Annotated in this window: 16 protein-coding genes and 1 rRNA gene; 11 read left to right on the forward strand and 6 right to left on the reverse strand. The window is 66.2% G+C overall.

Features of this window, described 5'->3' with window-relative positions:
- Positions 1-23: 23 nt before the first annotated feature.
- The 6 genes from rpoD to A2G96_RS11175 all read right to left on the reverse strand — a co-directional run bounded on the left by rpoD (position 24) and on the right by A2G96_RS11175 (position 5,630).
- A complete protein-coding gene (gene rpoD / locus A2G96_RS11150) occupies positions 24-1,991 on the reverse strand; it encodes an RNA polymerase sigma factor RpoD (RefSeq protein ID WP_062799290.1) in 1,968 nt (655 codons plus the stop codon).
- A 329-nt stretch (positions 1,992-2,320) separates the two neighbouring features.
- Positions 2,321-2,779, reverse strand: a complete 459-nt coding sequence (locus A2G96_RS11155) for an Lrp/AsnC family transcriptional regulator (protein ID WP_062799292.1) — start codon at positions 2,777-2,779, stop codon at positions 2,321-2,323.
- A gap of 56 nt (positions 2,780-2,835) precedes the next feature.
- A complete protein-coding gene (locus A2G96_RS11160) occupies positions 2,836-3,399 on the reverse strand; it encodes a cysteine dioxygenase family protein (RefSeq protein WP_062799294.1) in 564 nt (187 codons plus the stop codon).
- A gap of 200 nt (positions 3,400-3,599) precedes the next feature.
- Positions 3,600-4,364, reverse strand: a complete 765-nt coding sequence (tolA, locus tag A2G96_RS11165; protein ID WP_062799296.1) for a cell envelope integrity protein TolA — start codon at positions 4,362-4,364, stop codon at positions 3,600-3,602.
- A 127-nt stretch (positions 4,365-4,491) separates the two neighbouring features.
- The gene (locus A2G96_RS11170; RefSeq protein ID WP_062799298.1) at positions 4,492-4,860 is read right to left on the reverse strand and encodes a VOC family protein; all 369 of its coding nucleotides are present in this window, start codon (positions 4,858-4,860) and stop codon (positions 4,492-4,494) included.
- Positions 4,861-4,934: 74 nt separating this feature from the next.
- Positions 4,935-5,630 (reverse strand): TetR/AcrR family transcriptional regulator, encoded by a 696-nt coding sequence (locus tag A2G96_RS11175; RefSeq protein WP_062799300.1) that lies wholly within the window; start codon positions 5,628-5,630, stop codon positions 4,935-4,937.
- A gap of 339 nt (positions 5,631-5,969) precedes the next feature.
- On the opposite strand from A2G96_RS11175, the gene A2G96_RS11180 reads away from it, so the two are divergent.
- The 11 genes from A2G96_RS11180 to A2G96_RS11230 all read left to right on the forward strand — a co-directional run bounded on the left by A2G96_RS11180 (position 5,970) and on the right by A2G96_RS11230 (position 24,275).
- A complete protein-coding gene (locus A2G96_RS11180; protein ID WP_150124113.1) occupies positions 5,970-7,694 on the forward strand; it encodes an AMP-binding protein in 1,725 nt (574 codons plus the stop codon).
- Between the two features lie 57 nt (positions 7,695-7,751).
- Positions 7,752-9,359, forward strand: a complete 1,608-nt coding sequence (locus A2G96_RS11185; RefSeq protein WP_062799302.1) for a carboxyl transferase domain-containing protein — start codon at positions 7,752-7,754, stop codon at positions 9,357-9,359.
- A gap of 67 nt (positions 9,360-9,426) precedes the next feature.
- Positions 9,427-11,442, forward strand: a complete 2,016-nt coding sequence (locus A2G96_RS11190) for an acetyl/propionyl/methylcrotonyl-CoA carboxylase subunit alpha (RefSeq protein WP_062799304.1) — start codon at positions 9,427-9,429, stop codon at positions 11,440-11,442.
- A 62-nt stretch (positions 11,443-11,504) separates the two neighbouring features.
- Positions 11,505-12,107, forward strand: a complete 603-nt coding sequence (locus A2G96_RS11195) for a glutathione S-transferase family protein (RefSeq protein ID WP_062799306.1) — start codon at positions 11,505-11,507, stop codon at positions 12,105-12,107.
- 180 nt (positions 12,108-12,287) lie between these two features.
- The gene (locus A2G96_RS11200; protein WP_062799308.1) at positions 12,288-12,779 is read left to right on the forward strand and encodes a VOC family protein; all 492 of its coding nucleotides are present in this window, start codon (positions 12,288-12,290) and stop codon (positions 12,777-12,779) included.
- Positions 12,780-12,861: 82 nt separating this feature from the next.
- Entirely contained in the window at positions 12,862-15,228 is a 2,367-nt protein-coding gene (locus tag A2G96_RS11205) for a DNA polymerase II (protein ID WP_062799311.1), read from the forward strand.
- 195 nt (positions 15,229-15,423) lie between these two features.
- Positions 15,424-17,310 carry a sigma-54-dependent Fis family transcriptional regulator gene (locus A2G96_RS11210; protein ID WP_062799313.1) on the forward strand — a complete coding sequence of 629 codons (1,887 nt, stop codon included), beginning with the start codon at positions 15,424-15,426 and terminating at the stop codon, positions 17,308-17,310.
- 256 nt (positions 17,311-17,566) lie between these two features.
- The gene (locus A2G96_RS11215; RefSeq protein ID WP_062799315.1) at positions 17,567-18,985 is read left to right on the forward strand and encodes an aldehyde dehydrogenase family protein; all 1,419 of its coding nucleotides are present in this window, start codon (positions 17,567-17,569) and stop codon (positions 18,983-18,985) included.
- Between the two features lie 101 nt (positions 18,986-19,086).
- A complete protein-coding gene (locus tag A2G96_RS11220) occupies positions 19,087-19,992 on the forward strand; it encodes a transporter (RefSeq protein ID WP_417926410.1) in 906 nt (301 codons plus the stop codon).
- Positions 19,993-20,026: 34 nt separating this feature from the next.
- Complete coding sequence (locus A2G96_RS11225) at positions 20,027-22,198, forward strand: PQQ-dependent dehydrogenase, methanol/ethanol family (protein ID WP_062799323.1); 2,172 nt, start codon at positions 20,027-20,029, stop codon at positions 22,196-22,198.
- A gap of 543 nt (positions 22,199-22,741) precedes the next feature.
- Positions 22,742-24,275 (forward strand): 16S ribosomal RNA (locus tag A2G96_RS11230).
- The last annotated feature ends 254 nt before the right edge of the window (positions 24,276-24,529 follow it).

The following is a 24,529-nucleotide window of genomic DNA, read 5'->3' on the forward strand; positions in this document are numbered from 1 at the left end:
TGTGCGCGGAGGCGGAGGACCGCTCAGGCGTCGCGCAGATAGGTGATCAACTGGTCCGCGCGGCTGGGATGCCGCAGCTTCTTCATCGCCTTGCTTTCGATCTGGCGGATGCGCTCGCGCGTGACGTCGAACTGCTTGCCGACTTCTTCCAGCGTGTAGTCGGTCGACATGTCGATGCCGAAGCGCATGCGCAGCACCTTGGCTTCGCGCGGCGACAGCTCGTCGAGCATCTCGCGCACCACCGCGCGCAGGCCGGCCTGCAGCGCGGCGTCGGCGGGCGTGGCGGTGTCCGAGTCGGCGATCATGTCGCCCAGGCTGGTGTCGCCGTCCTCGCCCACCGGGGTCTCCATCGACACCGGCTCCTTGGCGATCTTCATGATCGAGCGCACCTTGTCCTCGGTCATGTCGAGGCGCTCGGCCAGCACCGCCGGATCGGGCTCCTTGCCGGTCTGCTGCATGATCTCGCGCGACAGGCGGTTGAGCTTGTTGATCTGCTCGATCATGTGCACCGGCACGCGGATGGTGCGGGCCTGGTCGGCGATGGCGCGCGTGACCGCCTGGCGGACCCACCAGGTGGCGTAGGTGGAGAATTTCCAGCCGCGGCGGTATTCGAACTTGTCGACCGCCTTCATCAGGCCGATGTTGCCCTCCTGGATCAGGTCCAGGAACTGCATGCCGCGGTTGGTGTATTTCTTGGCGATCGAGATCACCAGGCGCAGGTTGGCCTGCGTCATCTCGTGCTTGGCCTGTCGCATCTGGCGCTCGGCCGCCAGCATCTTGCGGTTGACCGCCTTCAGTTCGGCCAGCGACAGCGCCGCGCGCGCCTGGATGTCGATCAGCTTCTGCTGGTACGCCTCCAGGTCAGGCAGCGCGCGCGCGACCGCGGCGCTGTAGGGGCGGCCTTCAGCGGCCAGGCCCTGGCCCCAGGCCAGGTTGGTCTCGTTGCCGGGGAAGCGCGCGATGACGTCGTCGCGCTCCATGCCGCAGCGCTCGACCAGCAGTTGCACCACCTGGCGCTCGAGCGCGCGCACCTCGTCGACCATGGACTGGACGTTGGCGCACAGGCGCTCGATGGTGCGGGCGGTAAAGCGGATCGTGCGCAGCTCTTCGCGCACCGCGTCGCGCGCGGCGGCAAAGCCCGGTGCGCCCGCGCGGCCGGCTTCGGTTTCGGCGCGCATGCGCTCGAACTGCTCGGCGACGCGCGCGAAGCGCTTCATGCACTCTTCGCGCAGCCGCGCCAGGTCGGCTTCGGCGCTTTGCTGGCCGCTGCTGCCTTCATCGGCGCTGTCGTCGTCGTCTTCGTCGGACTCGTCGGCGCTGTCGAGGCTGCTGTCGTCGGCGTCATCCGCGGCGGCGGCGGCCGGCTCGGCGATGGTCTCGTCGCTGAGGCCGTCGACCACGTCGTCGATGCCGATCTCGCTGGCGGCGACCTTGGCCGACAGCTCGAGGATGGTGGCGACGGTGAACGGGCACGCCGAGATCGCGTGGACCATGTTGTTCAGGCCTTCCTCGATGCGCTTGGCGATCTCGACTTCCTGCTTGCGCGTCAGCAGCGTGGCCGAGCTCATTTCGCGCATGTACATGCGCACCGGGTCGGTAGTGCGGCCGAACTCGGAATCGACCGTGGCCAGCGCCACCTCGGCTTCCTCTTCGGCCTGCTCGTCGGAGGCCACCACCGGGCCGTCGCTGAGCAGCAGGGTCTCGGCGTCCGGAGTCTGCTCGTAGATCTTCACGCCCATCTCGGCGAAGGTGCCGACGATGCTTTCCATCGCGGCCGTGTCCGTGAAGTTCTCGGGCAGGTGGTCGCTGATGTCCGCGTGCGTCAGGTAGCCGCGCTGCCTGCCGAGCTGGATCAGCGCGCGCAGCTGCTGGCTGCGCGCGGCGGCTTCGGCCGTCGGATCAGTGTGTGCCGCGGCCGGGCTGGCCTGGCCGGTGTCCTTGACTGCTGCTGCTCGTGTTTTGGCTGCCGTTCGTTGTGCGCCACTTGTCATTGACTGCTGTTTCCTTCGTGCATCGCGTGTCGACGGCAGTGCGCACGAGGGCGCGCGTGATTCCAACCTGCTGTCAAGGCTCGCGTGGGGTTCGGCGGGGGCGGGGCGGATAACCGTTCGCCGCGGCCGTTTGAATAGGGGCCGCATATTCTACAGCCATTGCTGCGTCGCAGCAGGTTCCGGGCCCGGAATGCGTGGCGGCTAGTCTGCCGGAATGCGTGGTATTTGCAACAGGATGCGCTGAAAAGCGCGGCACAAGCCGCTGCCATGGCGCGAATTGCGAGGGCCGGCCGGCCCGGCCGCTGCGCTACGGCCGGCCAAGTGCCGGCTCAGGCATAGTCCAGCGGCAGCGCGGTGGTGTACTTGATCTGCTCCATCGCGAAGCTGGAGCTGACGTCGGCCAGCTCGGCGCCCTGGATCAGCTTCTTGTAGACGCGGTCGTAGGCGGCGATATCGGGCACCACCACGCGCAGCAGGTAGTCGGTGTCGCCGGCCATCCGATAGAACTCGGTCACTTCGGGGATCGACGACACCAGTCCGTGGAACTGCTTGAGCCATTTCACGTTGTGCTGGCTGGTGCGGACGGAGACGAACACGGTGACGCCGGCATTGAGCTTGGCGGCGTCGAGCAGCGCCACGCGCTTGCGGATCAGGCCGGCTTCCTCCAGCTTCTGGATGCGGCGCCAGCACGGCGTCGAGCTCAGGCCGACCCGTTCGCCGATTTCCGCCACCGGCAAGGTGGCGTCTTCCTGCAGCAGGGCGAGGATCTGTTTGTCGTAGCGGTCCATGGTGCGTGGCGGTCAGTTGAAGAGGGAGCGCCCGCACCCGGCGCGCAGCGGCTCGGCTAGGCGTCGGCGGGCACCAGCAGGTTCACGCCGGTCGCAATATGGTCGCGGCTGACCCCGTAGAGATGCAGCGAAACCGCGATCTCGTCGCTGGCGTTGCCGAGCGCGTGGATATGCTGCAGCCCCCCGGGCACGCTGAAGGTATCGCCGGCGCTGCGCGTGACGGTGTTGGCATGGTGCGCGTGCCTGCTGGCGGGATCCCACCGGTAGTGCTGCTCGGTCAGCGTGCCGCGCAGCACGCGGTAGGCGCACCAGGTGCGGTGGCCATGCACCGGGCTGGCCTGGCCCGGGCGCCAGACCAGCACCATGGCCGAGAAGCGCTCGAGCGGATCGCCGTAGACCAGGTGCCGGGTATAGGTGTCGGCCGCGCCCAGCAAGGCACCGGGCGGCAGCGCGGCCAGCAGCGTTTCGGTGTCGGGCAGGTGCTGCGCGATGTGGCTGGCAACCAGGCGCGCGCTGTGGCTGAAGATGTCGGCGAGGTCGAGCGCCAGCCGGTCGAGCGGGGCGGCGGTAACAGGGGATGCGGTAACAGGGGATGCAGTAACGGGTGAGGCGGTCGTCATGGCGGGCTTCGTCGGCTTGTTCTTGTCTGTTCATGATAGGGACCGGCGGTAGCACAGGCATGCGAGTTGTCCTTCCAGGCGAGCTGGAATTGTAATCTCATTCCTGCAAAGCGCGAATTATTGGAATTTTATTCCATCGTGCCGCCGTTGGTGCGATAACGCACGCTACGGGACAAGGGTGCGGCCTGGCGCGGCAAAGGCTAGCCGCCCTCGTCCTTGGGCCAGAACGTGATCAGGATATTGGACGGCGCCACGCCATTGCTGTCGCGCGGCAGCGGGTCCGAGCGCTGCACCGCGCGCAGCACCGCGTTGTCCCAGCCGGCATTGCCGCTGGATTTGGCAAGCCGCGTCGACAGCAGCGAGCCGTCGGGCGCCATGTGCACGGCGACCACCGCCGCCGGATTGCCGGCGACATCCTCGTTGAAGATGATGTTGGGCTTGACCCGCTGCCGCACCCGTTCGGCATAGCCCGACGACGGCCTCGCCGACGATCCGGAGCCGGCCCCGGTGTTGGCCGTGGCGCCGGCACCGCCGGCCTGCGCGCGCAGGCGCGCCAGTTCGGCCTGGCGCTCGGCATTGCTGGCCTGGCGCTGCGCTTCCATGGCCTTGCGTTGCGCCTCCTTGCGCGCGGCTTCGGCGCGGGCCTGGTTCTCACGCTGCTGCGCCTGCTCGGCCTCGCGTTCGGCCTGCCTGGCCTTGCGCTGCTTTTCCTGCAGCGAAATATCGGCGTCTTCTTCTTCAACCGGCTGCGGCGTCGGCGCCGGCCTGACGACAGGCTCGGGCGCGGTGGCCTCGGGGACGGGCTCCCACAACTCCGCCGCGACTCCCGTGGGCACGGCGTTGCGCCAGCGCACGCCGTAGTACAGCAGGGCCCCCAGCAGCAGGTGCATGAGCAGGGCCAGCAGGAAGCAGGTCAGCGTGCGCCGCTCGCGCACGGGCTGGTAGGGAGAGGCGGCGGTCTGCATGGTCCTTGGATGCGGCGGAAACCAGGCCTTTTCATTCTATGAGGCGCAACCGCATCAACCAAGGGCAGTGCGCCACAGGCTGCGCCTGTCCGTGTCTCGCCAAAAGCACGGCAAGGCCGCGCCGGCCTCAGCCCCTGGTGAAGATTTCGAGGAAGTGCTTGCTGGGATCCTCGAAATAGATGCGCCGGCCACCGTCGTCGGTATTGACCTCGCCGGGGCGGCGCCGGTATGGGTCGGCCCAGTACGTGAGCTGGTGCGCGCGGACGCGGGCAAAACCGTGGTCGAACTCGGCATCGCTGACCAGGAAGGCGTAGTGCTGCATGGCGATCTCGCCTTCCGCGTCCATGAAGTCGAGGGTCACGCCGTTGTCGAGCCGCACGCCGAGGAAGGGCCCGAACGGCTCGGCCGGCGGACGGCCCAGCACCTCGCACAGGAAGTCGGCCGAGACCTGCTTGTCGCGAGAGAAGACGATGGTGTGGTTGAGCTGGATGGCCATGTCGCAATCTCCATGCTGAGAACAACGCCTCCTCCAGCGTACAAGGATTCTGGGCGCAGCGCCCGGCGCTGCGCTCAGGCGTGGTCCAGCCTTCTCAGCGCCGCGCCGACTTCGCCATGGAAGGCACGCAGCGCCTCCAGCTCGATATCCGGCGGCTGCAGCGCGGGCCACAGCAGGGCCACCATGCCCGCGGCGGTCTTGTCGATATCGACCTCGCGCTCGCGCGCGATGGCGTCCCACAGGATATGCTCCATCGGCCCCAGGATGGCGGAGCGCAGCAGGCTCAGCGGCAGGTCGGCGCGGATCTCGCCCTGTTCGCGGCCGCGCGCCAGCAGCTCCATCAGCGGCGCCGTATAGCGGCGCTGCAGCGGCACGAATTCCTGTCCCAGGTCCGGCCCCTTGGCCCGTCCTTCCGACAACACCAGCGCGCACAGCCCGGTGCCCTGGATCAGGAACAGGCGCAGGTGCGTCTTCACGTAGAACGCCAGCTGGGCCCTGGTGCTCTGTTCGCGCGGCATGCCGCGCTCGACCGCGTCGATGATTTCGTCGTACCAGTCCTCGATGACGCGCACGCACAGCTTGCGCTTGCTCTGGAAGTACGTGAACACCGTCGCCTCGGACACGCCCAGGCGCTGGGCAATCTCGGTGGTGGTGGTCTTGTCGTAGCCCAGTTCGGCGAACACCTCGCGGCTGACGCGCAGGATGTCGCGGATGCGTTGTTCCGCCCTGGCGCCGGACGGGATCCGGCGGGTGGCGGCGTTGTCTTCCATGGTGGCGGTCCCCGGCAGGCGAAAGCGCGAATGATAGGCCGTACCCGGTGCAGGGCGCGGAACTGCGGCAGCGCGGACGAGGCGGTCGTCGCGATGCCGTCACATCGTACTCCATTTCTACGCGAAGTTGAGTGAGCCTCAAATTAATGTTGAATTTTCCGGCTGGCCCGTATACCTTTTCGTCATTCCGATGTGACGAGACCGGAAGTCGAATGACCATCCGGCAGCACTGACAGCAGCTTCACGGGGTTAACCCGGACTGGGTGAAGTACCCCGGCGATATTCGTGACCTTGAGTTGTGCTCAAATCAGGTCGAAACCGAGCGCTTTGGAGACAACGATGAAGATGCAGGGCGAGCCGCTTCCCACCATTCTGCCGATCGGCGGGCTGTCGCATGTCCGTGGCGACACCAGCATTGCACTGTCCGAGCAGACCGTGCCGGCGCTGCTGGCGCAGACCGTGGCAGCGTTCCCGGAACGCGAGGCCGTGGTGTTTCGCGAGCAGGGCGTGCGCTGGACCTGGCGCGAGTTTGCCGAAGCCATCGATGCGCTGGCAGCCGGCCTGCACGCGCTTGGCCTGGCCCGGGGCGATCGCGTCGGCATCTGGTCGCCGAACCGGGTGGAATGGCTGGTGACCCAGTTCGCCACCGCCCGGCTGGGCCTGGTGCTGGTTAACATCAATCCGGCGTACCGGCTGGCGGAGCTGGAGTACGCGCTGAACAAGGTCGGCGTCAAGGCGATCGTCGCCGCCGAGGCCTTCAAGACCTCGCGCTACCTCGACATGCTGCAGGCGCTGGCGCCGGAACTGGCCACGAGCGCGCCCGGCGCGCTGCAGGCCGCGCGGCTGCCGTCGCTGCGCTGGGTGATCCGCATGGGCGAGGGCGACACCCCCGGCATGATCCGCTATGCCGAGGTGCTGGCGCGCGGCGCCGGCGTGGCGCGTGCGGAGCTCGACCACATCACGGCGCAGCTCGACCGCCATGACCCGATCAACGTGCAGTTCACCAGCGGCACCACCGGTGCGCCCAAGGGCGCCACGCTGACGCATCGCAATATCGTCAACAACGCGCGCTTTATCGCCATGGCGATGCGCTTCTCCGAGCAGGACAAGCTGTGCATTCCGGTGCCGTTCTACCACTGCTTCGGCATGGTGCTGTCGGTGCTGGCGTGCGTCTCGACCGGCGCGGCGATGGTGTTCCCGGGCGAGGCGTTCGAGCCCGAGGCCACCATGCGCGCGGTCAGCGAAGAGCGCTGCACCGCGCTGCATGGGGTGCCGACCATGTTTATCGCGCAGCTCGACCATCCGCGTTTCGCCGACTACGACTTCTCCTCGCTGCGCACCGGCATCATGGCCGGCTCGCCATGCCCGATCGAAACCATGAAGCGGGTGGTGGCGCAGATGCATATGTCCGAGGTGACCATCGCCTACGGCATGACCGAGACCAGCCCGGTGTCGTTCCAGAGCAGCACCACCGATCCGCTCGACAAGCGCACCACCACGGTGGGCAGGGTCCAGCCGCACCTGGAGGTCAAGATCGTCGATGCCAGCGGCGCCATCGTGCCGGTGGGCGAGAAAGGCGAGCTGTGCACGCGCGGCTATTCGGTGATGCTGGGCTACTGGGACGACCAGGCCCGCACCGCCGAAGCCATCCGCGACGGCTGGATGCACACCGGCGACCTCGCCACCATTGACGAAGAGGGCTACTGCAATATCGTCGGCCGGGTCAAGGACATGCTGATCCGCGGCGGCGAGAACATCTATCCGCGCGAGATCGAGGAATTCCTGTTCCGCCATCCCAAGGTGCAGGCGGTGCAGGTGTTCGGCGTGCCCGATGCCAAGTACGGCGAGGAGGTGTGCGCGTGGATCGTGCTGAAGCCGGGCGAGAGCGCCACCGAAGACGAGATCCGCGCGTTCTGCCGCGACCAGATCGCGCACTACAAGATTCCGCGCTATATCCGCTTTGTCGACGAGATGCCGCTGACCGTGACCGGCAAGGTGCAGAAGTTCGTGATGCGCGACCAGATGGTGCGCGAACTGAACCTCGAAGAATCCAGGACGGCCTGAACGCCGGGTCCGACAGATAAACCCCGTACAACCGATAACCGACTGCCCGAGGCCCCTATGGCGGTAATTGAAACCAAGCTGAACGCCCGCTCCGAGTCGTTCAGGACCAATGCGCAGGCAATGCAGGACCTGGTTGCCGACCTGCAGCAAAAGATCGCGAAGCTGGCCGAAGGCGGCGGCGCGGCCGCGCGCGACAAGCACCTGGCGCGCGGCAAGCTGCTGCCGCGCGAGCGCGTGCAGCAGCTGCTCGATCCCGGCACGCCGTTCCTGGAGCTGTCGCAGCTGGCCGCGTACGACATGTACGACGATGCCGCGCCCGGCGCCGGCATCATCACCGGCATCGGCCGCGTCGCCGGCCAGGAATGCGTGATCGTCTGCAACGACGCCACCGTCAAGGGCGGCACGTATTACCCGATGACGGTCAAGAAGCATGTGCGCGCGCAGGAGATCGCCGAGGAAAACCACCTGCCGTGCATCTACCTGGTCGATTCCGGCGGCGCCAACCTGCCCAACCAGGACGAGGTCTTCCCCGACCGCGACCACTTCGGCCGCATCTTCTACAACCAGGCCAACCTGTCCAAGCGCGGCATCCCGCAGATCGCGGTGGTGATGGGCTCGTGCACCGCGGGCGGCGCCTACGTGCCGGCGATGAGCGACGAGTCGATCATCGTCAAGAACCAGGGCACCATCTTCCTGGGCGGCCCGCCGCTCGTGAAGGCCGCCACCGGCGAGGAAGTCAGCGCGGAAGACCTGGGCGGCGCCGACGTGCATACACGCCTGTCCGGCGTGGCCGACTACTTCGCGCAGAACGACCACCATGCGCTGAGCCTGGCGCGCAATATCGTGCAGCACCTGAACCGGCGCAAGCCGGACCAGATCCGGCTGCACGAACCGGTCGAGCCGCTGTACCCGGTGGAAGAGCTGTATGGCGTGATCCCGACCGATACGCGCAAGCCGTACGACGTGCGCGAGGTGATCGCGCGCCTGGTCGACGGCTCCGAGTTCGACGAGTTCAAGGCGCGCTACGGCACCACGCTGGTCTGCGGCTTCGCGCGCATCTGGGGCTACCCGGTCGGCATCGTCGCCAACAACGGCATCCTGTTCTCGGAGTCGGCGCTCAAGGGCGCGCACTTTATCGAGCTGTGCTGCCAGCGCAAGATCCCGCTGGTGTTCCTGCAGAACATCACCGGCTTCATGGTCGGGCGCAAGTACGAGAACGAGGGCATCGCGCGCAACGGCGCCAAGATGGTGACGGCGGTGGCGACCGCGCAGGTGCCGAAGTTCACGGTGATCATCGGCGGCTCGTTCGGCGCGGGCAACTACGGCATGTGCGGGCGCGCGTATTCGCCGCGCTTTTTGTGGATGTGGCCGAATGCGCGCATCTCGGTGATGGGCGGCGAGCAGGCCGCGAGCGTGCTGGCGACGGTGCGCCGCGATGGCATCGAAGCGAAGGGCGGCCAGTGGAGCGCGCAGGAAGAGGATGCCTTCAAGCAGCCGATCCGCGACCAGTACGAGCACCAGGGCCACCCGTACTACGCCAGCGCGCGGCTGTGGGACGACGGCGTGATCGATCCCGCGCAGACGCGCACGGTGCTGGGCCTGGGCCTGTCGGCCAGCCTCAACGCGCCGATCGACGAGATGAAGTTCGGCGTGTTCCGCATGTAATCGTGGCCTGTCACAACGACTACAGCGACTACAGCGACTACAACGACTGCAACGACTAGGAAGCTCCATGTTCAACAAGATCCTGATCGCCAACCGCGGTGAAATCGCCTGCCGCGTGGCCGCCACCTGCCGCCGGCTGGGTATCCGCACCGTCGCGGTGTATTCCGACGCCGACGCCGAGGCGCGCCACGTCGCCTTCTGCGACGAGGCCGTGCATATCGGCGGCGCCGCCGCGCGCGACAGCTACCTGCGCGCCGACCATATCATCGAGATGGCCAAGGAGAGCGGCGCCCAGGCGATCCACCCGGGCTACGGCTTCCTGTCCGAGAACGAAGCCTTCGCCGAGGCCTGCGCCGCGGCCGGGCTGGTCTTTATCGGCCCGCCGGCCTCCGCCATCCACGCGATGGGCAGCAAGAGCGCGGCCAAGCAGCTGATGGAGAAGGCGTCAGTGCCGCTGGTGCCGGGCTACCACGGCGAGGACCAGGATCCGGCGCTGCTGCGGCGCGAGGCCGACCGCATCGGCTATCCGGTGTTGCTGAAGGCCAGTGCGGGCGGCGGCGGCAAGGGCATGCGCGTGGTCGAGTCCGGCGATGGTTTCGAGGCCGCGCTGGCATCGGTCAAGCGCGAGGCCAGCGCCAGCTTCGGCGACGACAAGGTGCTGGTCGAGAAGTACCTGACGCGCCCGCGCCATATCGAGATCCAGGTGTTCGCCGACACCCACGGCAACTGCGTCTACCTGTTCGAGCGCGACTGCTCGGTGCAGCGACGGCACCAGAAGGTGCTGGAGGAAGCGCCGGCGCCGGGCATGACCGAGGAACGCCGTCGCGCCATGGGCGAGGCGGCAGTCGCCGCGGCAAAAGCCGTCGGCTACGTGGGCGCCGGCACGGTCGAGTTCATCGCCAATCAAGACGGCTCGTTCTACTTCATGGAGATGAACACGCGACTGCAAGTCGAACATCCGGTGACCGAGATGATCACCGGTCAGGACCTGGTCGAATGGCAGCTGCGCGTCGCCGCCGGCGAGCCGCTGCCGCTGACGCAGCAGCAGCTGCGCATCGACGGCCATGCGCTGGAGGCGCGAATCTACGCCGAGAACCCCGACAAGCAGTTCCTGCCGTCCACCGGCACGCTGCGCTTCCTGCGCACGCCGCCGGCGGTGCAGTTCATGCGCGGCGAGGATGCCCATGGCCCGGCCGGCGTGCGCATCGATGCCGGCGTGCGCGAGGGCGACACCATCAGCCCGTTCTACGACCCGATGATCGCCAAGCTGATCGTCTGGGGCAAGGACCGCGACGAGGCGCTGGCGCGCATGCGCCAGGCGCTGGCGGCGTACCACGTGGTGGGGTTGTCAACCAACGTGGCCTTCCTGCAGCGGCTGGTCAAGTCAGAGGCGTTCCGTACCGCCGATCTCGACACCGGCCTGATCGAGCGCAACGAGGCGGTCCTGTTCCCGCCGCCGGCGCCGGTCGGCATGGAAGTGATCGCGCTGGCGGTGGCTGCGCTGCTGGCGCGCGAAAACCAGCAGCGCCGCGTCGATGCCGCCGACCAGCACTCGCCGTGGACCCACGCCGGCGCGTGGCGGCTGAACGGCGGTGCGTCGCGCACGCTGCGCTTCGGCTATGGCGAGCAGGTGCTCGACGTGACGCTGGACAGCAACGAGCGCGGCAGCACGCTGAGCTACGCCGACCAGGCCGCGCCCTTTGCCTATACCTGCCAGGCCGACGATATCCGCGTCAACCTCGGCACGCGGCGCGCGCACGGGCAGGTCCACCTGGATGGCGACGAGTTCCACGTGTTCCACGGCGGCCGCCACGCCACGCTGGCCTGGCTCGATCCGCTCGCGCATGCCGGCGAGGCCGAAGGCGAGGGCGGCAAGCTGACCGCGCCGATGCCGGGCAAGGTCATCGCCGTGATGGTGGAGGCCGGTAGCACGGTCGCGCGCGGCGCGCCGCTGCTGGTGATGGAGGCGATGAAGATGGAACACACCATCTGCGCCCCCGCCGACGGTGTCGTCAGCGAAGTGCTCTACGGCATCGGCGAGCAGGTTACCGAGGGGGCGCAGCTGCTCGCGTTCAGTAACTGACGGTGCCGGGTCGGTGCTATCCTGCTGCCTCGAATCCATTGGGCCGAGGCCGGGAGGACGGTATGACCATGACGCTTTACTACAACCCCCAGAGCCGCGCGTCCGTGGCGCGCTGGATGCTGGAGGAGGTTGGCGCCGACTACGCGTTGCAGCACATCGATATCGCCAAGGGGGAGAGCCGGGCGCCGGCTTTCCTGGCGATCAATCCGATGGGCAAGATCCCCACGCTGGTGCTGGATGACGGCACTGTGCTGACCGAGAACGGCGCGATCATCGCCTGGCTTGCCGATGCCTATCCGAACGCCGGGCTGATGCCGCCGCCGGGCTCGTCCGCGCGCGGCACGGTGCTGCGCTGGCTGTTCTTCTGCGGCAGCTGCTTCGAGCCGGCGCTGACCGACCGCATGATGCGTGCCCAGGCGCCGCTGCCCAAGCAGACCGTCGGCTGGGGCGACTATGACGAAGTCATCGACGCCATCGAGAAGGCCCTGTCCCCGGGACCCTTCGTGCTCGGCGACAGCTTCAGCGCCGCCGACGTCTATCTGGGCGCGTCGCTGGCGTGGGCGGGACAGTTTGGTGCGCCGCGCATTCGCGAAAGCCGCTGCATCCAGGACTACGTCGCGCGCGTCACCGCACGCGATGCTTTCGTGCGGGCGGCCAAAGGCTAGCAATACCGGCGTGCTTCGGGCGCTGCATGCGAGCGGCTTGCCGTCCATGTGACGCCGCCACGGCCTGCATTGCCCACCGGAGTGTGAGACATTGGAGTCCCGGCCAGCGGCGCCGGTCGCAACGGCACGCTGGTCCATCGGGCGCCGGACTCCGGCGCCGAGCCTTCAAGGAGACGCAATATGCCAGGCAAGAACACCATCTGCTTGTGGTACGACCGCGATGCGCTGGAGGCGGCGAACTTCTATGCCAAGACCATTCCCGACAGCGCGGTCGGCGCCGTGATGCGAGCACCGGGCGACTATCCGGATGGCAAGGAGGGCGATGTGCTGACGGTCGAATTCACGGTCGCCGGCATTCCGTGTGTCGGGCTGAACGGAGGCCCGCATTTCAAGCACAGCGAGGCCTTCTCGTTCCAGATCGCGACCGACGACCAGGCCGAGACCGACCGGCTGTGGGACGCCATCGTCAGCAACGGCGGCCAGGAAAGCGACTGCGGCTGGTGCAAGGACCGCTGGGGCCTGTCGTGGCAGATCACGCCGCGCGCGCTGCTGGCGGCGATCACCGATCCCGACCGTGCCGCGGCCAAGCGTGCCTTCGACGCGATGATGACGATGCGCAAGATCGACATCGCCACCATCGAGGCCGCAAGGCGGGGCACAGCGCCGGGTTGATGCAGCGCCCCGGCTTGCGCGGCGCAAGCCGGCCCGCTTCCTCGAGCATCCAGCGCATTTCCATTCCTGACCCTGCAGCAACGTGGCACTTCGGCAAGGCTTCATCCTGACGCGGCACTGGCGCGATACGCCAGCCGGGACCGAAGTCGAATTCTGGCTGGCAACCGATGACGGGCCGCGCCGGCTGCGGCTGGCGCCGCAGCCATCGGTGGCCTTTGTGCCAGAGGTGCAGCGCGAGCGTGCCGAGGCGCTGCTGTCGCGCGAGCGCGGGGTCGAGCTGCGCCCGCTGGCGCTGCGCGATTTCCAGCGCAGGCCGGTGCTGGGGCTGTACTGCGCGCAGCACCGGCAGCTGATCCAGCTGGCCAGGACGCTGCGCGACGCCGGCGTCGATGTATATGAAGCCGATATCCGCCCGCCGGAGCGCTACCTGATGGAGCGCTTTATCACCGCGCCGGTGTGGTTCGACGGCGAGCCGGATGGCGCCGGCGTGCTGCGCAACGCGCAGATGAAGCCGTCGGCCGACTACCGGCCGGCGCTGCGCCTGGTGTCGCTCGATATCGAAACCAGCGCGGCGGGCGAACTCTATTCGATCGCGCTCGAAGGCTGCGGCCAGCGCCAGGTCTATGTGCTTGGGCCGGCGCCGCAAACGGCCATCGACGTCGATTTCTCGCTGACCTACTGCGCCACCCGGCCCGAATTGCTGCACCGGCTGAACCAGTGGCTGGCCGACCACGATCCCGATGCGATCATTGGCTGGAACCTGGTGCAATTCGACCTGCGCGTGTTGCAGGAACAGGCGCGCGGGTTCCAGGTGCCGCTGCGGCTGGGGCGTGGCGGCACGGAAATGGAATGGCGCGAGCACAACGCGCAGCAGCATTTCTTCGCCAGCGCGCCCGGGCGCCTCATCATCGACGGCATCGAGGCGCTGCGCTCCGCGACATGGAGCTTTCCATCGTTCAGTCTTGAAGCGGTGGCGCAGGCGCTGCTCGGCGAGGGCAAGGCGATCGACAATCCGTACGACCGCATGGATGCGATCGACCGCATGTTCGCGCACGACAAGCCGGCGCTGGCACGCTACAACCTGCGCGACTGCGAGCTGGTGACGCGGATCTTCGCGAAGACCGAGCTGCTGCGGTTCCTGCTCGAGCGCGCCACGGTCACGGGCTTGCCGGCCGACCGCAGCGGCGGCTCGGTGGCGGCCTTCACGCACCTCTACATGCCGCTGATGCACCGGCAGGGGCTGGTCGCGCCCAACCTTGGCGAGAAGGCGCCCGAGGCCAGTCCGGGCGGCTTCGTCATGGACTCTCGCCCCGGGCTGTATGAGTCCGTGCTGGTGCTGGACTACAAGAGCCTGTACCCGTCGATCATCCGGACCTTCCTGATCGATCCGGTGGGCCTGGTCGAAGGGCTGGCGCATCCGGACGATGCCGATGCGGTGCCGGGCTTCCGCGGCGCGCGCTTTTCACGGACCAAACACTGCCTGCCGGCCATCGTGGCACGGGTGTGGCAAGGCCGCGAGGCCGCCAAGCGCGATGGCAACAAGCCGCTGGCGCAGGCGCTCAAGATCATCATGAACGCGTTCTACGGCGTGCTGGGCTCGAGCGGCTGCCGCTTCTTCGACGCGCGGCTGGCGTCGTCGATCACCATGCGCGGGCACGAGATCATGCGGCAGACGCGGGCGCTGATCGAGGCGCGCGGCTACGAGGTGATCTACGGCGACACCGACTCGACCTTCGTCTGGCTGCGGCGCGCGCGTAGCGAAGCCGATGCCGCGCAGATCGGGCGCAGCCTGGTGGCCTATGTCAACGACTGGTGGCGCGACCACCTGTGGCAGGCCTACGGGCTGGAAAGCGCGCTCGAGCTGCAGTTCGAGACGCACTTCCGGCGCTTCCTGATGCCGACCATCCGCGGCGCCGAGCTGGGCAGCAAGAAGCGCTATGCCGGCCAGGTGGAGCGTGCCGACGGCACGCGCGAGATGGTGTTCAAGGGGCTGGAGACGGTGCGCACCGACTGGTCGCCGCTGGCGCAGCGCTTCCAGCAGACGCTCTACGAAAAGATCTTCAACCGCGAGCCGTATGCCGACTATGTGCGCGACATCGTGCGCCGCACGCTGGCCGGCGAACTCGACCAGGAACTGGTCTACCGCAAGCGGCTGCGGCGCCGGCTCGAGGAGTACCAGCGCAACGTGCCGCCGCATGTGCGCGCCGCCCGCATCGCCGACGACTATAACGAGCGCCAGGGGCGTCCGCGCCAGTATCAGCAGGGCGGCTGGATCAGCTATGTGATGACGGTGGCTGGGCCTGAACCGCTGGAAGTGCGGACCGCGCCGATCGATTACGGCCACTACGTGACCAAGCAGCTGCAGCCGATCGCCGATGCGATCCTGCCATTCCTCGACGACGGCTTCGAGACGCTGATATCCGGGCAGATGGCGCTGTTCCCGCAGTAGCCCAAGTCTGCTTCCGGCCACGGCGGGGTGGCTCAAATTGAGACACCTGGATAGAAGCGAGACGGCACCGCCTTAGGTGAAAACCATGGCGCCCCTGTCACAGGCTTGAAAACAGGGTAGGGCTCACATAAAGTTTCCTTCCACCGGGTGCCCCAGAAAATTGCCCGGGTACAGAAACGGTGTGGAGACAAGGGAATGAGTCATGCGGCGGATGGCCCGGTACGTGACGTGCAAATCGCGCGGCGCAACTTCTTCAACGGCAAACTGATTCCGCCCGGAACGGTGCCCGAGCTGGTTGCCCGCTCGTGGGAGCGCGCCGCGCATTCGGGGCTAAGGCCAGAGGATCGCGCCCTGTCCAGCAACTTCGTCACGCATGGCCAGCTGCAGCGGATCGAGGACGAACACCGTGTGCTGATCGAAGCCGCGGGCGAGGACATGGCAATCCTGGCGCGCGCATTTCCCGCGCAGCACTGGCTGGTGTTCTGCACCAATGCGGCCGGCATGATCGTCAGCGCCAGCAGCCGTCCGGCCGCGGCGCCCGCCGCCGCGGCCGCCATCCGCGGTGGCAAGCAGGTGTGCGAAGCCGCGCTCGGCACCAACGCCCCCGGCTGCGTGCTGCGCGAGGGCGGCGTGTCGGTGGAGATACGGCGTGGCGAGCATTACCTGAACGAGCTGGTCGACGTGGTCTGCGCGGCGGCGCCGATCTACGACTGCAATGACCGGCTGATCGGCGTGCTCGACGTCACCGGCTTCGGCGTGGACCTGCCCGCCTACGCGCTGAGCCGCGTGCAGGCTGCCGCGATGTCGATCGAAAACCGCCTGTACGCAAGGCTGCCGGCTCGCCGCATCGTGCGCCTGCATCATGACCATCGCATGCTGCATACGCCGGCCGAAGGCATCATCGCCATCTCCGACGACGACGTGATCATCGCCGCCAACCGCGCTGCCCGGCAAATGCTTGGCCTGCGCGCCGGTAGCGTCGGCGCGGGCACCGATTTGCGCGAGGTCTTTGCCGGCGGCCTGCATGGCGGCACCGGCACGGGCCTGGCCTCGCTGAGCGCGCGCAGCGGCGAACGTTTCTTCGTTTCGCTGGAGCAGCACCCACGGCGCACACACAGCGCCGCGGCCACAACCGTTGGCGGCGGCTGCCTGATTGCCGACGCGGCCCTGGCGCGCGCCTTCGACAAGGCCGTGACCGTTATCGGCGCGCAGGTGCCGGTGATGCTGCTGGGCGAGACCGGCACCGGCAAGAGCCTGCTGGCGCGCGCGCTGCATGACGCCACTCGCCCGGGGACGCCCTTTGTGTCGCTCGACTGCTCGTCGATTCCCGAGAGCCTGGCCGAGGCAGAACTCTTCGGCTACGCCGACGGCGCGTTCACCGGCAGCCGCAAGGGCGGCAGCATCGGCAAGATCGAGCAGGCCAACCATGGCACGCTGTTTCTCGACGAGATTGGCGATATGCCGCTGCCGCTGCAGACGCGGCTGCTGAGCGTGCTGCAGGAGCGCAGCCTGACGCGCGTCGGCGGCAGCAAGCCGGTGCCGGTCGACATCTCCGTCATTTGCGCGACCCACCGCAACCTGGACGAACTGGTGCGCCAGGGCAGCTTCCGCCAGGACCTGTTCTACCGCCTGAACGGCATGTCGGTGCGCATGCCGGCGCTGCGCGAGCGCACCGACTTGCCCGAACTGATCGACGCCATGATGCAGTCGCTGGCGCGCGGCCGCCCCAAGCGGCTCGAGGCCGATGCGATGGCGGTGCTGATGGCGCATCGATGGCCGGGCAATATCCGCGAACTGCACCAGGTACTGCGTGCCGCGATGGCGCTGTCCGGCGACAGTGAACTGGTGCAACGCGAACACTTCGACGAGGGCTGGCTGGCGGTGGCTGCGACCGGCGCGCCGGCTCCCGGCGTCTTGCCCGCCAGGCCTGACACGCACTCGACCATGATGGCCGACATGCAGAGCGAGCTGATCCATCGCACGCTGGCGGCGCTCAGCGGCAACCGCTCGCAGGCCGCGCGCGCACTCGGCATCTCGCGCGCGACCTTGTACCGCAAGCTGGCGCGCAGCAAGTCCTCCTGACCGGCGGCGCCAGCCCGCTCCAGACCCCCGCAGCCTGTGCGCAGGCGGCGGGGGTTTTGCTTTTGCGTGCTTGCCATTCCCGGTGTCGCAGCTGTATCGAGACACTGGTTCAGACTGCTACAGCCATGCGCATCGCCCGCGCCGCGAAGCGGCAAAAACTGCGGGATGGCGCGCAGGCACAGCCTTTGCGTCAACAGTGCCGAGCGTGCGGCAAGCACCGCGCGCACGGACCAAGGGACCAAAGGAGACCAAGCACATGGCAAGCAACGCAGCACTGCTGATAGGCGGAAAACTGGTCGAGGGCACGGCTCGCCTCGATGTCGTCAACCCGGCCACCGGCCAGGTATTCACCACCGTGTCGTGCGCCACGGAGCGCGAGGCGCGCGACGCGGTAGCCGCCGCCAAACAGGCCCAGCCCGGCTGGGCCGCAGCAGGCTTGCCGGCACGGCGCGCGTTGCTGCTTCGCTTTGCGGATGAAATGGGTGCCAATGCCGAAGAGCTGGCGGCATTGCTGGTACTGGAGCAGGGCAAGCCGCTGGCGGAAGCGCATCAGGAACTGGCGTTCGCGCAAGCGTTCGTGCGGCATCTCGCCGGACTCGAGCTTCCGGTCGAGGTGGTGCAGGACGACGCGACGCATCGCGTCGAAATCCATCACAAGCCGCTGGGCGTGGTGGCGGCGATTGCCGCGTGGAATTTCCCGCTGCTGATCGCGGCCTACAAGATTGCGCCCGCGCTGCTGCTGGGCAATACGGTCGTGCTCAAGCCCGCGCCGACCACGCCGCTGGCATCGCTGCGGCTGGGCGCGCTGGCCAGGGACATCTTCCCGCCGGGCGTGCTCAATGTGATTACCGACCGCAACGACCTCGGGGCTTTCCTGACCGCGCATCCGGACGTGGCCAAGGTGTCGTTCACCGGTTCCACCGCGACGGGCAAGAAGGTGATGGAAAGCGCCGGCCCGCGGCTCAAGCGCGTCACGCTGGAGCTGGGCGGCAACGACGGCGCCATCGTGCTCGACGATGCCAGCGTGGCGGAGATCGCGCCAAAGATCTTCGGCAGCGCCTTCTACAACTGCGGCCAGGTGTGCCTGGCACTGAAGCGCCTGTACGTGCATGCGTCGATCCATGACGAACTGTGCGAGGCGCTGGCCGAGCTGGCCAATGCAGCGGTGGTCGGCAATGGCGCGGAGCCGGGCGTTACCATCGGGCCGCTGCAGAACGCCATGCAGTTCGACAAGGCGGGCCGCTTCCTGGCCGCCGCACGCCGCGACGGCAAGATCCTGACCGGCGGCGCCGCGCTGCCTGGCGACGGCTATTTCGTCGCGCCGACCATTGTGCGCGATCTGCCCGACGGCAACGAACTGGTGGCCGAGGAACAGTTCGCGCCGATCCTGCCGGTGCTGACGTACCACGACATCGACGAGGCGCTGGCGCGCGTCAATGCCTCGCCGTACGGCCTGGGCGGCTCGGTATGGTCGTCCGACCCGCAGCGCGCCTACGCGGTGGCGCAGCGGCTCGATGTCGGTACCGCCTGGATCAACCAGCATCTGCATTTCGGCCCGCATATCCCGCTGGTGGGTGCCAAGGAGTCCGGCGTTGGCGTGGAGTTCGCTGCCGAGGGCCTGGCCGAATATGCGCAAATGAGCGTGATCAATATCGCGCGGCAGCAGGGGGGCTGATCGCTTTTCCCCATACCAGCGTACCCGCTGCCCGGCGGGGCGGCACGGCAAGTTCGCCGTGCCGTAGCACGGGCAATCCAATTAGAAGAAGTGGAGGAGACATGAAGAAGCTACGGACGGCATTCCGCCCGGGGATGCGCTCGGCCCTGCGCCGCAGCGCGGCCGGCGCGGCGCTGCTGCTTGGCGCGGCGCCGGCACTGGCGATCGACGTGGATGCGGGCGACTACACCGCACTGCCGGCAGGCACGAACCTTGGCCTGCTGTACTACCAGCACGCCGAGCGTAACAAGATCTACGCCGGCGGCGAGCGCATCGCCGGCGGCAGCCTGGATTCGGATGTCGGCATCGTGCGCTACGTGCGCTTTATGGAGGTCGGCGGCTACACCATCGACCCGCAATTCCTGCTGCCGTTCGGCAAGCTGCGTGCGACCGATAACCTCAGCGCGCTCGGCAGCGCCAGCGGCGTGGGCGACCTGATCCTGGCCGCCACGGTCTGGCTGGTGAACCAGCCGGAAAAGAAGCGCTATTTCGGCATCACGCCGTTCCTGTACGTGCCGGTGGGCAGCTATGACAAGGACCGGCCGCTGAACCTTGGCGAGCATCGCTGGAAATTCGCGCTGCAGGCGGGCTATATCACGCCGCTGACAAACAAGTTCACGCTGGACCTGGTCGCCGACGTGACCTTCTTCGGCAGCAACGACAAGTTCGGGCCGACCGCAGCCACGCTCAGGCAGGAGCCGCTGTTCCAGGGGCAGGCATGGCTGCGCTACCACCTGACCGACAGCTTCGACATCCGCGGCGGGCTGTCCTACGCGGCCGGCGGCGAAAGCAAGGTGAACGGCGTCTCCCGCAACGATCACACCAATACGTCCAAGTTCTCCGTGGGCATGGCGTGGTTCCCCACGCCTGCCGTTCAGGTGCTCGGCACCTACGGACGCGACATCTCGGTGCGCAATGGCCCGCTGGAGAGCAGCCGTTTCAACCTTCGTTTGCTCAAGGTGTTCTGACCAAGCCACGAATCGATAGAGAGAGGAGACCAAGATGACAGGAAGCAAAGAAGCCGGCGACGGAGGGCGCGTGCGCACTGTGGCAGCGGTCGCGCTGGCGCTGCTGACGCTGGCGCCCGCCAGCGCACCTGCGGCGGATGCAGCGGCTGGCAGCCAGGCGAAGCCGCTGACGGTGCAGCAAATCCGCACTGCCACCGCGCGCATCGATGGCGCAGCGATTCGCACCAACGAGGCCAGCACGCCGAACTGGCCTTCGTATGGACTCGACTACGCGGAAACTCGCTTCAGCAAGCTGGACCAGATCAACGCCGGCAACATCAGGAGCCTTGGCCTGGCCTGGTCCTATGACCTCGAATCGACGCGCGGTGTCGAGGCCACGCCGCTGGTGGTGGACGGCGTGATGTATGTCACGGCGCCGTGGAGCGTGGTCCACGCCATCGATGCGCGCACCGGCAGGAAGCTGTGGAGCTACGATCCCAAGGTGCCGCGCGAGATGGCCTACAAGGGCTGCTGCGACGTCGTCAACCGCGGCGTCGCGCTGCACAAGGGCAAGGTGTACGTCGGCGCCTTCGACGGCAGGCTGATCGCCATCGACGCGGCTACCGGCAAGAAGGTATGGGAGCAGGACACCATCGTCGACCGCAGCCATTCCTACACCATCACCGGCGCGCCGCGCGTCTACAAGGGCAAGGTCATCATCGGCAATGGCGGCGCCGAATATGGCGCACGCGGCTATATCACCGCCTACGACGCCGACACCGGCGCGCAGCAGTGGCGCTGGTTCACGGTGCCGGGCGACCCCTCGAAGCCGTTCGAGAACGAAGCCATGGCACGCGCGGCCCGCACCTGGGATCCCGCCGGCAAGTACTGGGTCAACGGCGGTGGCGGCACGGTGTGGAACACCATGGCCTTCGACCCCGATCTCAACCTGATGTACATCGGCACCGGCAATGCCGGTCCGTGGAGCCGCAAGGTGCGCAGCCCCAAGGGCGGCGACAACCTCTATGTGGCCTCGGTGGTGGCACTGAACCCGGATACCGGCGAGTACGTCTGGCACTACCAGGAAACGCCGGGGGACAACTGGGACTACACCTCGACCCAGGACATCATCCTGGCCGACCTGAAGATCGACGGCCGGCTGCGCAAGGTGCTGCTGCATGCGCCCAAGAACGGCTTCTTCTTCGTGATCGACCGCACCGACGGCAAGTTCATCTCGGCAAAGAACTTCGTCGATGTCAACTGGGCATCTGGCTATGACAAGAATGGACGACCGATCGAGACGCCGCAGGCGGACACCTCGGGCAAGCCGGTCGACGCCGTGCCCGGACCGTTCGGCGCGCACAACTGGCATGCCATGTCATACAACCCGCGCCTGCGCCTGGCTTATATCCCGGCGCAGCATGTACCGCTGACCCTGGCCGACAACAAGCACTGGGTGCACAACCAGAAGGACTCGCCGGAGGCGCACCGCGGCGTGGGCTGGAACCTGGGCATGCTGGTCAACGCCGAACCGCCGAAAAGCAAGCCGATGGGACGGCTGATCGCCTGGGACCCGGTCCGGCAGAAGGCGGCCTGGCAGCAGGACTACACCGGGCCGTGGAACGGCGGCACGCTGACCACCGCCGGAGAACTGGTGTTCCAGGGCACCGCCGACGGCCGCTTTATCGCGTACCACGCGGCGACCGGCGAGAAGCTGTGGGAGACCCCGACCGGCACCGGGGTGGTGGCGCCGCCGGTCACCTACATGGTCGACGGCAAGCAGTATGTATCGATCGCGGTGGGCTGGGGCGGCGTGTTCGGCCTGAGCACTCGCGCCACCGACCGCAAGGCGCCCGGCACGGTCTACACCTTTGCCATTGGCGCCAAGGCCAAGGCTCCGCCGTCCGCCCCGTATCCGATGGCCGAGCTGCTGCAGGGCGTGAAGTACGACCCCGCCCATGTACAGGAAGGGCAGAAGCTGTACGTCAACAACTGCGTGTTCTGCCATGGCGTGCCCGGGGTGGACAAGGGCGGCAATATTCCCAACCTGGCTTACGTAGGCTCCGGCTTGATCCAGAACCTGGACAAGATCGTGTTCAACGGGCCTTATGTCGGCCAGGGCATGCCGGATTTCACCGGCAAGCTGACGGCCGAAGACGTCGTCAAGATCCAGGCCTTCATCCAGGGTACGGCCGATGCCGTGCGCCCGAAGAAGCTGTCCGACTGAGGGTTTTGCGGCCTTTCAGGAATGCGGCAAAGCCGGCCGCGCTTCCCACCGGGCGATATCGATCGCCTGGCGGGGGCGCGCCGCCCCCCAAGGTGACAGAAGAGGCTCTTTTTAATTGCGTTGGATAAAACACTTGCAAGGCTGCCATCCAGGCATTAAGATTCGCCCCCTCGTTCGCAAGGCATCGCGCAACGGGAATGGAACGGCGCGCAAGAATTGACTCGAAAGAGGGCGTCCGGCGCAATAAAGAATTTTTCGAAACCAGTTGCTTAATCGAAAAAATTTCTTTAAAGTCTCGTTCCTTCGCTGCTGACAACGCAGCGCGCTGAACGGCAAAGCCGGTGAGCGAAGTTCTTTAACAAACAAACAACCGATAAGTGTGGGCGCTTGATAGCGGATGCGAAAGACTTCGGTCTTTTAGCTTAAAAGTTATACAGTGCTCGCACAGCAAAACGTGACTGGGTCTTCGGATCTGGTCAGTCAGTTTTCTGAGAGTGAGCGACCGCTCGAAAGAGCGAGGGTCTACGGACCCACACAGAGATTGAACTGAAGAGTTTGATCCTGGCTCAGATTGAACGCTGGCGGCATGCCTTACACATGCAAGTCGAACGGCAGCGCGGGCTTCGGCCTGGCGGCGAGTGGCGAACGGGTGAGTAATACATCGGAACGTGCCCTGTCGTGGGGGATAACTAGTCGAAAGATTAGCTAATACCGCATACGACCCGAGGGTGAAAGCGGGGGACCGGTAACGGCCTCGCGCGATAGGAGCGGCCGATGTCTGATTAGCTAGTTGGTGGGGTAAAGGCCTACCAAGGCGACGATCAGTAGCTGGTCTGAGAGGACGATCAGCCACACTGGGACTGAGACACGGCCCAGACTCCTACGGGAGGCAGCAGTGGGGAATTTTGGACAATGGGGGCAACCCTGATCCAGCAATGCCGCGTGTGTGAAGAAGGCCTTCGGGTTGTAAAGCACTTTTGTCCGGAAAGAAATGGCCTGGGCTAATACCTCGGGTCGATGACGGTACCGGAAGAATAAGCACCGGCTAACTACGTGCCAGCAGCCGCGGTAATACGTAGGGTGCGAGCGTTAATCGGAATTACTGGGCGTAAAGCGTGCGCAGGCGGTTTGATAAGACAGGCGTGAAATCCCCGGGCTCAACCTGGGAATGGCGCTTGTGACTGTCAGGCTAGAGTGCGTCAGAGGGGGGTAGAATTCCACGTGTAGCAGTGAAATGCGTAGAGATGTGGAGGAATACCGATGGCGAAGGCAGCCCCCTGGGACGTGACTGACGCTCATGCACGAAAGCGTGGGGAGCAAACAGGATTAGATACCCTGGTAGTCCACGCCCTAAACGATGTCAACTAGTTGTTGGGGATTCATTTCTTCAGTAACGTAGCTAACGCGTGAAGTTGACCGCCTGGGGAGTACGGTCGCAAGATTAAAACTCAAAGGAATTGACGGGGACCCGCACAAGCGGTGGATGATGTGGATTAATTCGATGCAACGCGAAAAACCTTACCTACCCTTGACATGCCACTAACGAAGCAGAGATGCATCAGGTGCCCGAAAGGGAAAGTGGACACAGGTGCTGCATGGCTGTCGTCAGCTCGTGTCGTGAGATGTTGGGTTAAGTCCCGCAACGAGCGCAACCCTTGTCTCTAGTTGCTACGAAAGGGCACTCTAGAGAGACTGCCGGTGACAAACCGGAGGAAGGTGGGGATGACGTCAAGTCCTCATGGCCCTTATGGGTAGGGCTTCACACGTCATACAATGGTGCGTACAGAGGGTTGCCAACCCGCGAGGGGGAGCTAATCCCAGAAAACGCATCGTAGTCCGGATCGTAGTCTGCAACTCGACTACGTGAAGCTGGAATCGCTAGTAATCGCGGATCAGCATGCCGCGGTGAATACGTTCCCGGGTCTTGTACACACCGCCCGTCACACCATGGGAGTGGGTTTTGCCAGAAGTAGTTAGCCTAACCGCAAGGAGGGCGATTACCACGGCAGGGTTCATGACTGGGGTGAAGTCGTAACAAGGTAGCCGTATCGGAAGGTGCGGCTGGATCACCTCCTTTCAGAGCGTGCAGCCAACGTTGAGCGTCCACACTTATCGGTAGTTTGTTGGTTAAGGCCAGATGGCCAAATGCAAGCGCTTAAGCTTTGAGCGTTTGCATTTGGCATTGCCAAGCGAGCGCGGGTCTGACCTGCGGATCGGCTGTTCTTTAACAATATGGGATGTAGTAAAGGTGTCGCGGTGCTTTGATGAGAAGCACAGTAGTTGAACGCGATACCGGGTTGTGATTGTATCAACCAAATGTATTTTAAAGTG

The sequence above is a fragment of the Cupriavidus nantongensis genome (assembly GCF_001598055.1).
Classification (GTDB): Bacteria; Pseudomonadota; Gammaproteobacteria; order Burkholderiales; family Burkholderiaceae; genus Cupriavidus; species Cupriavidus nantongensis.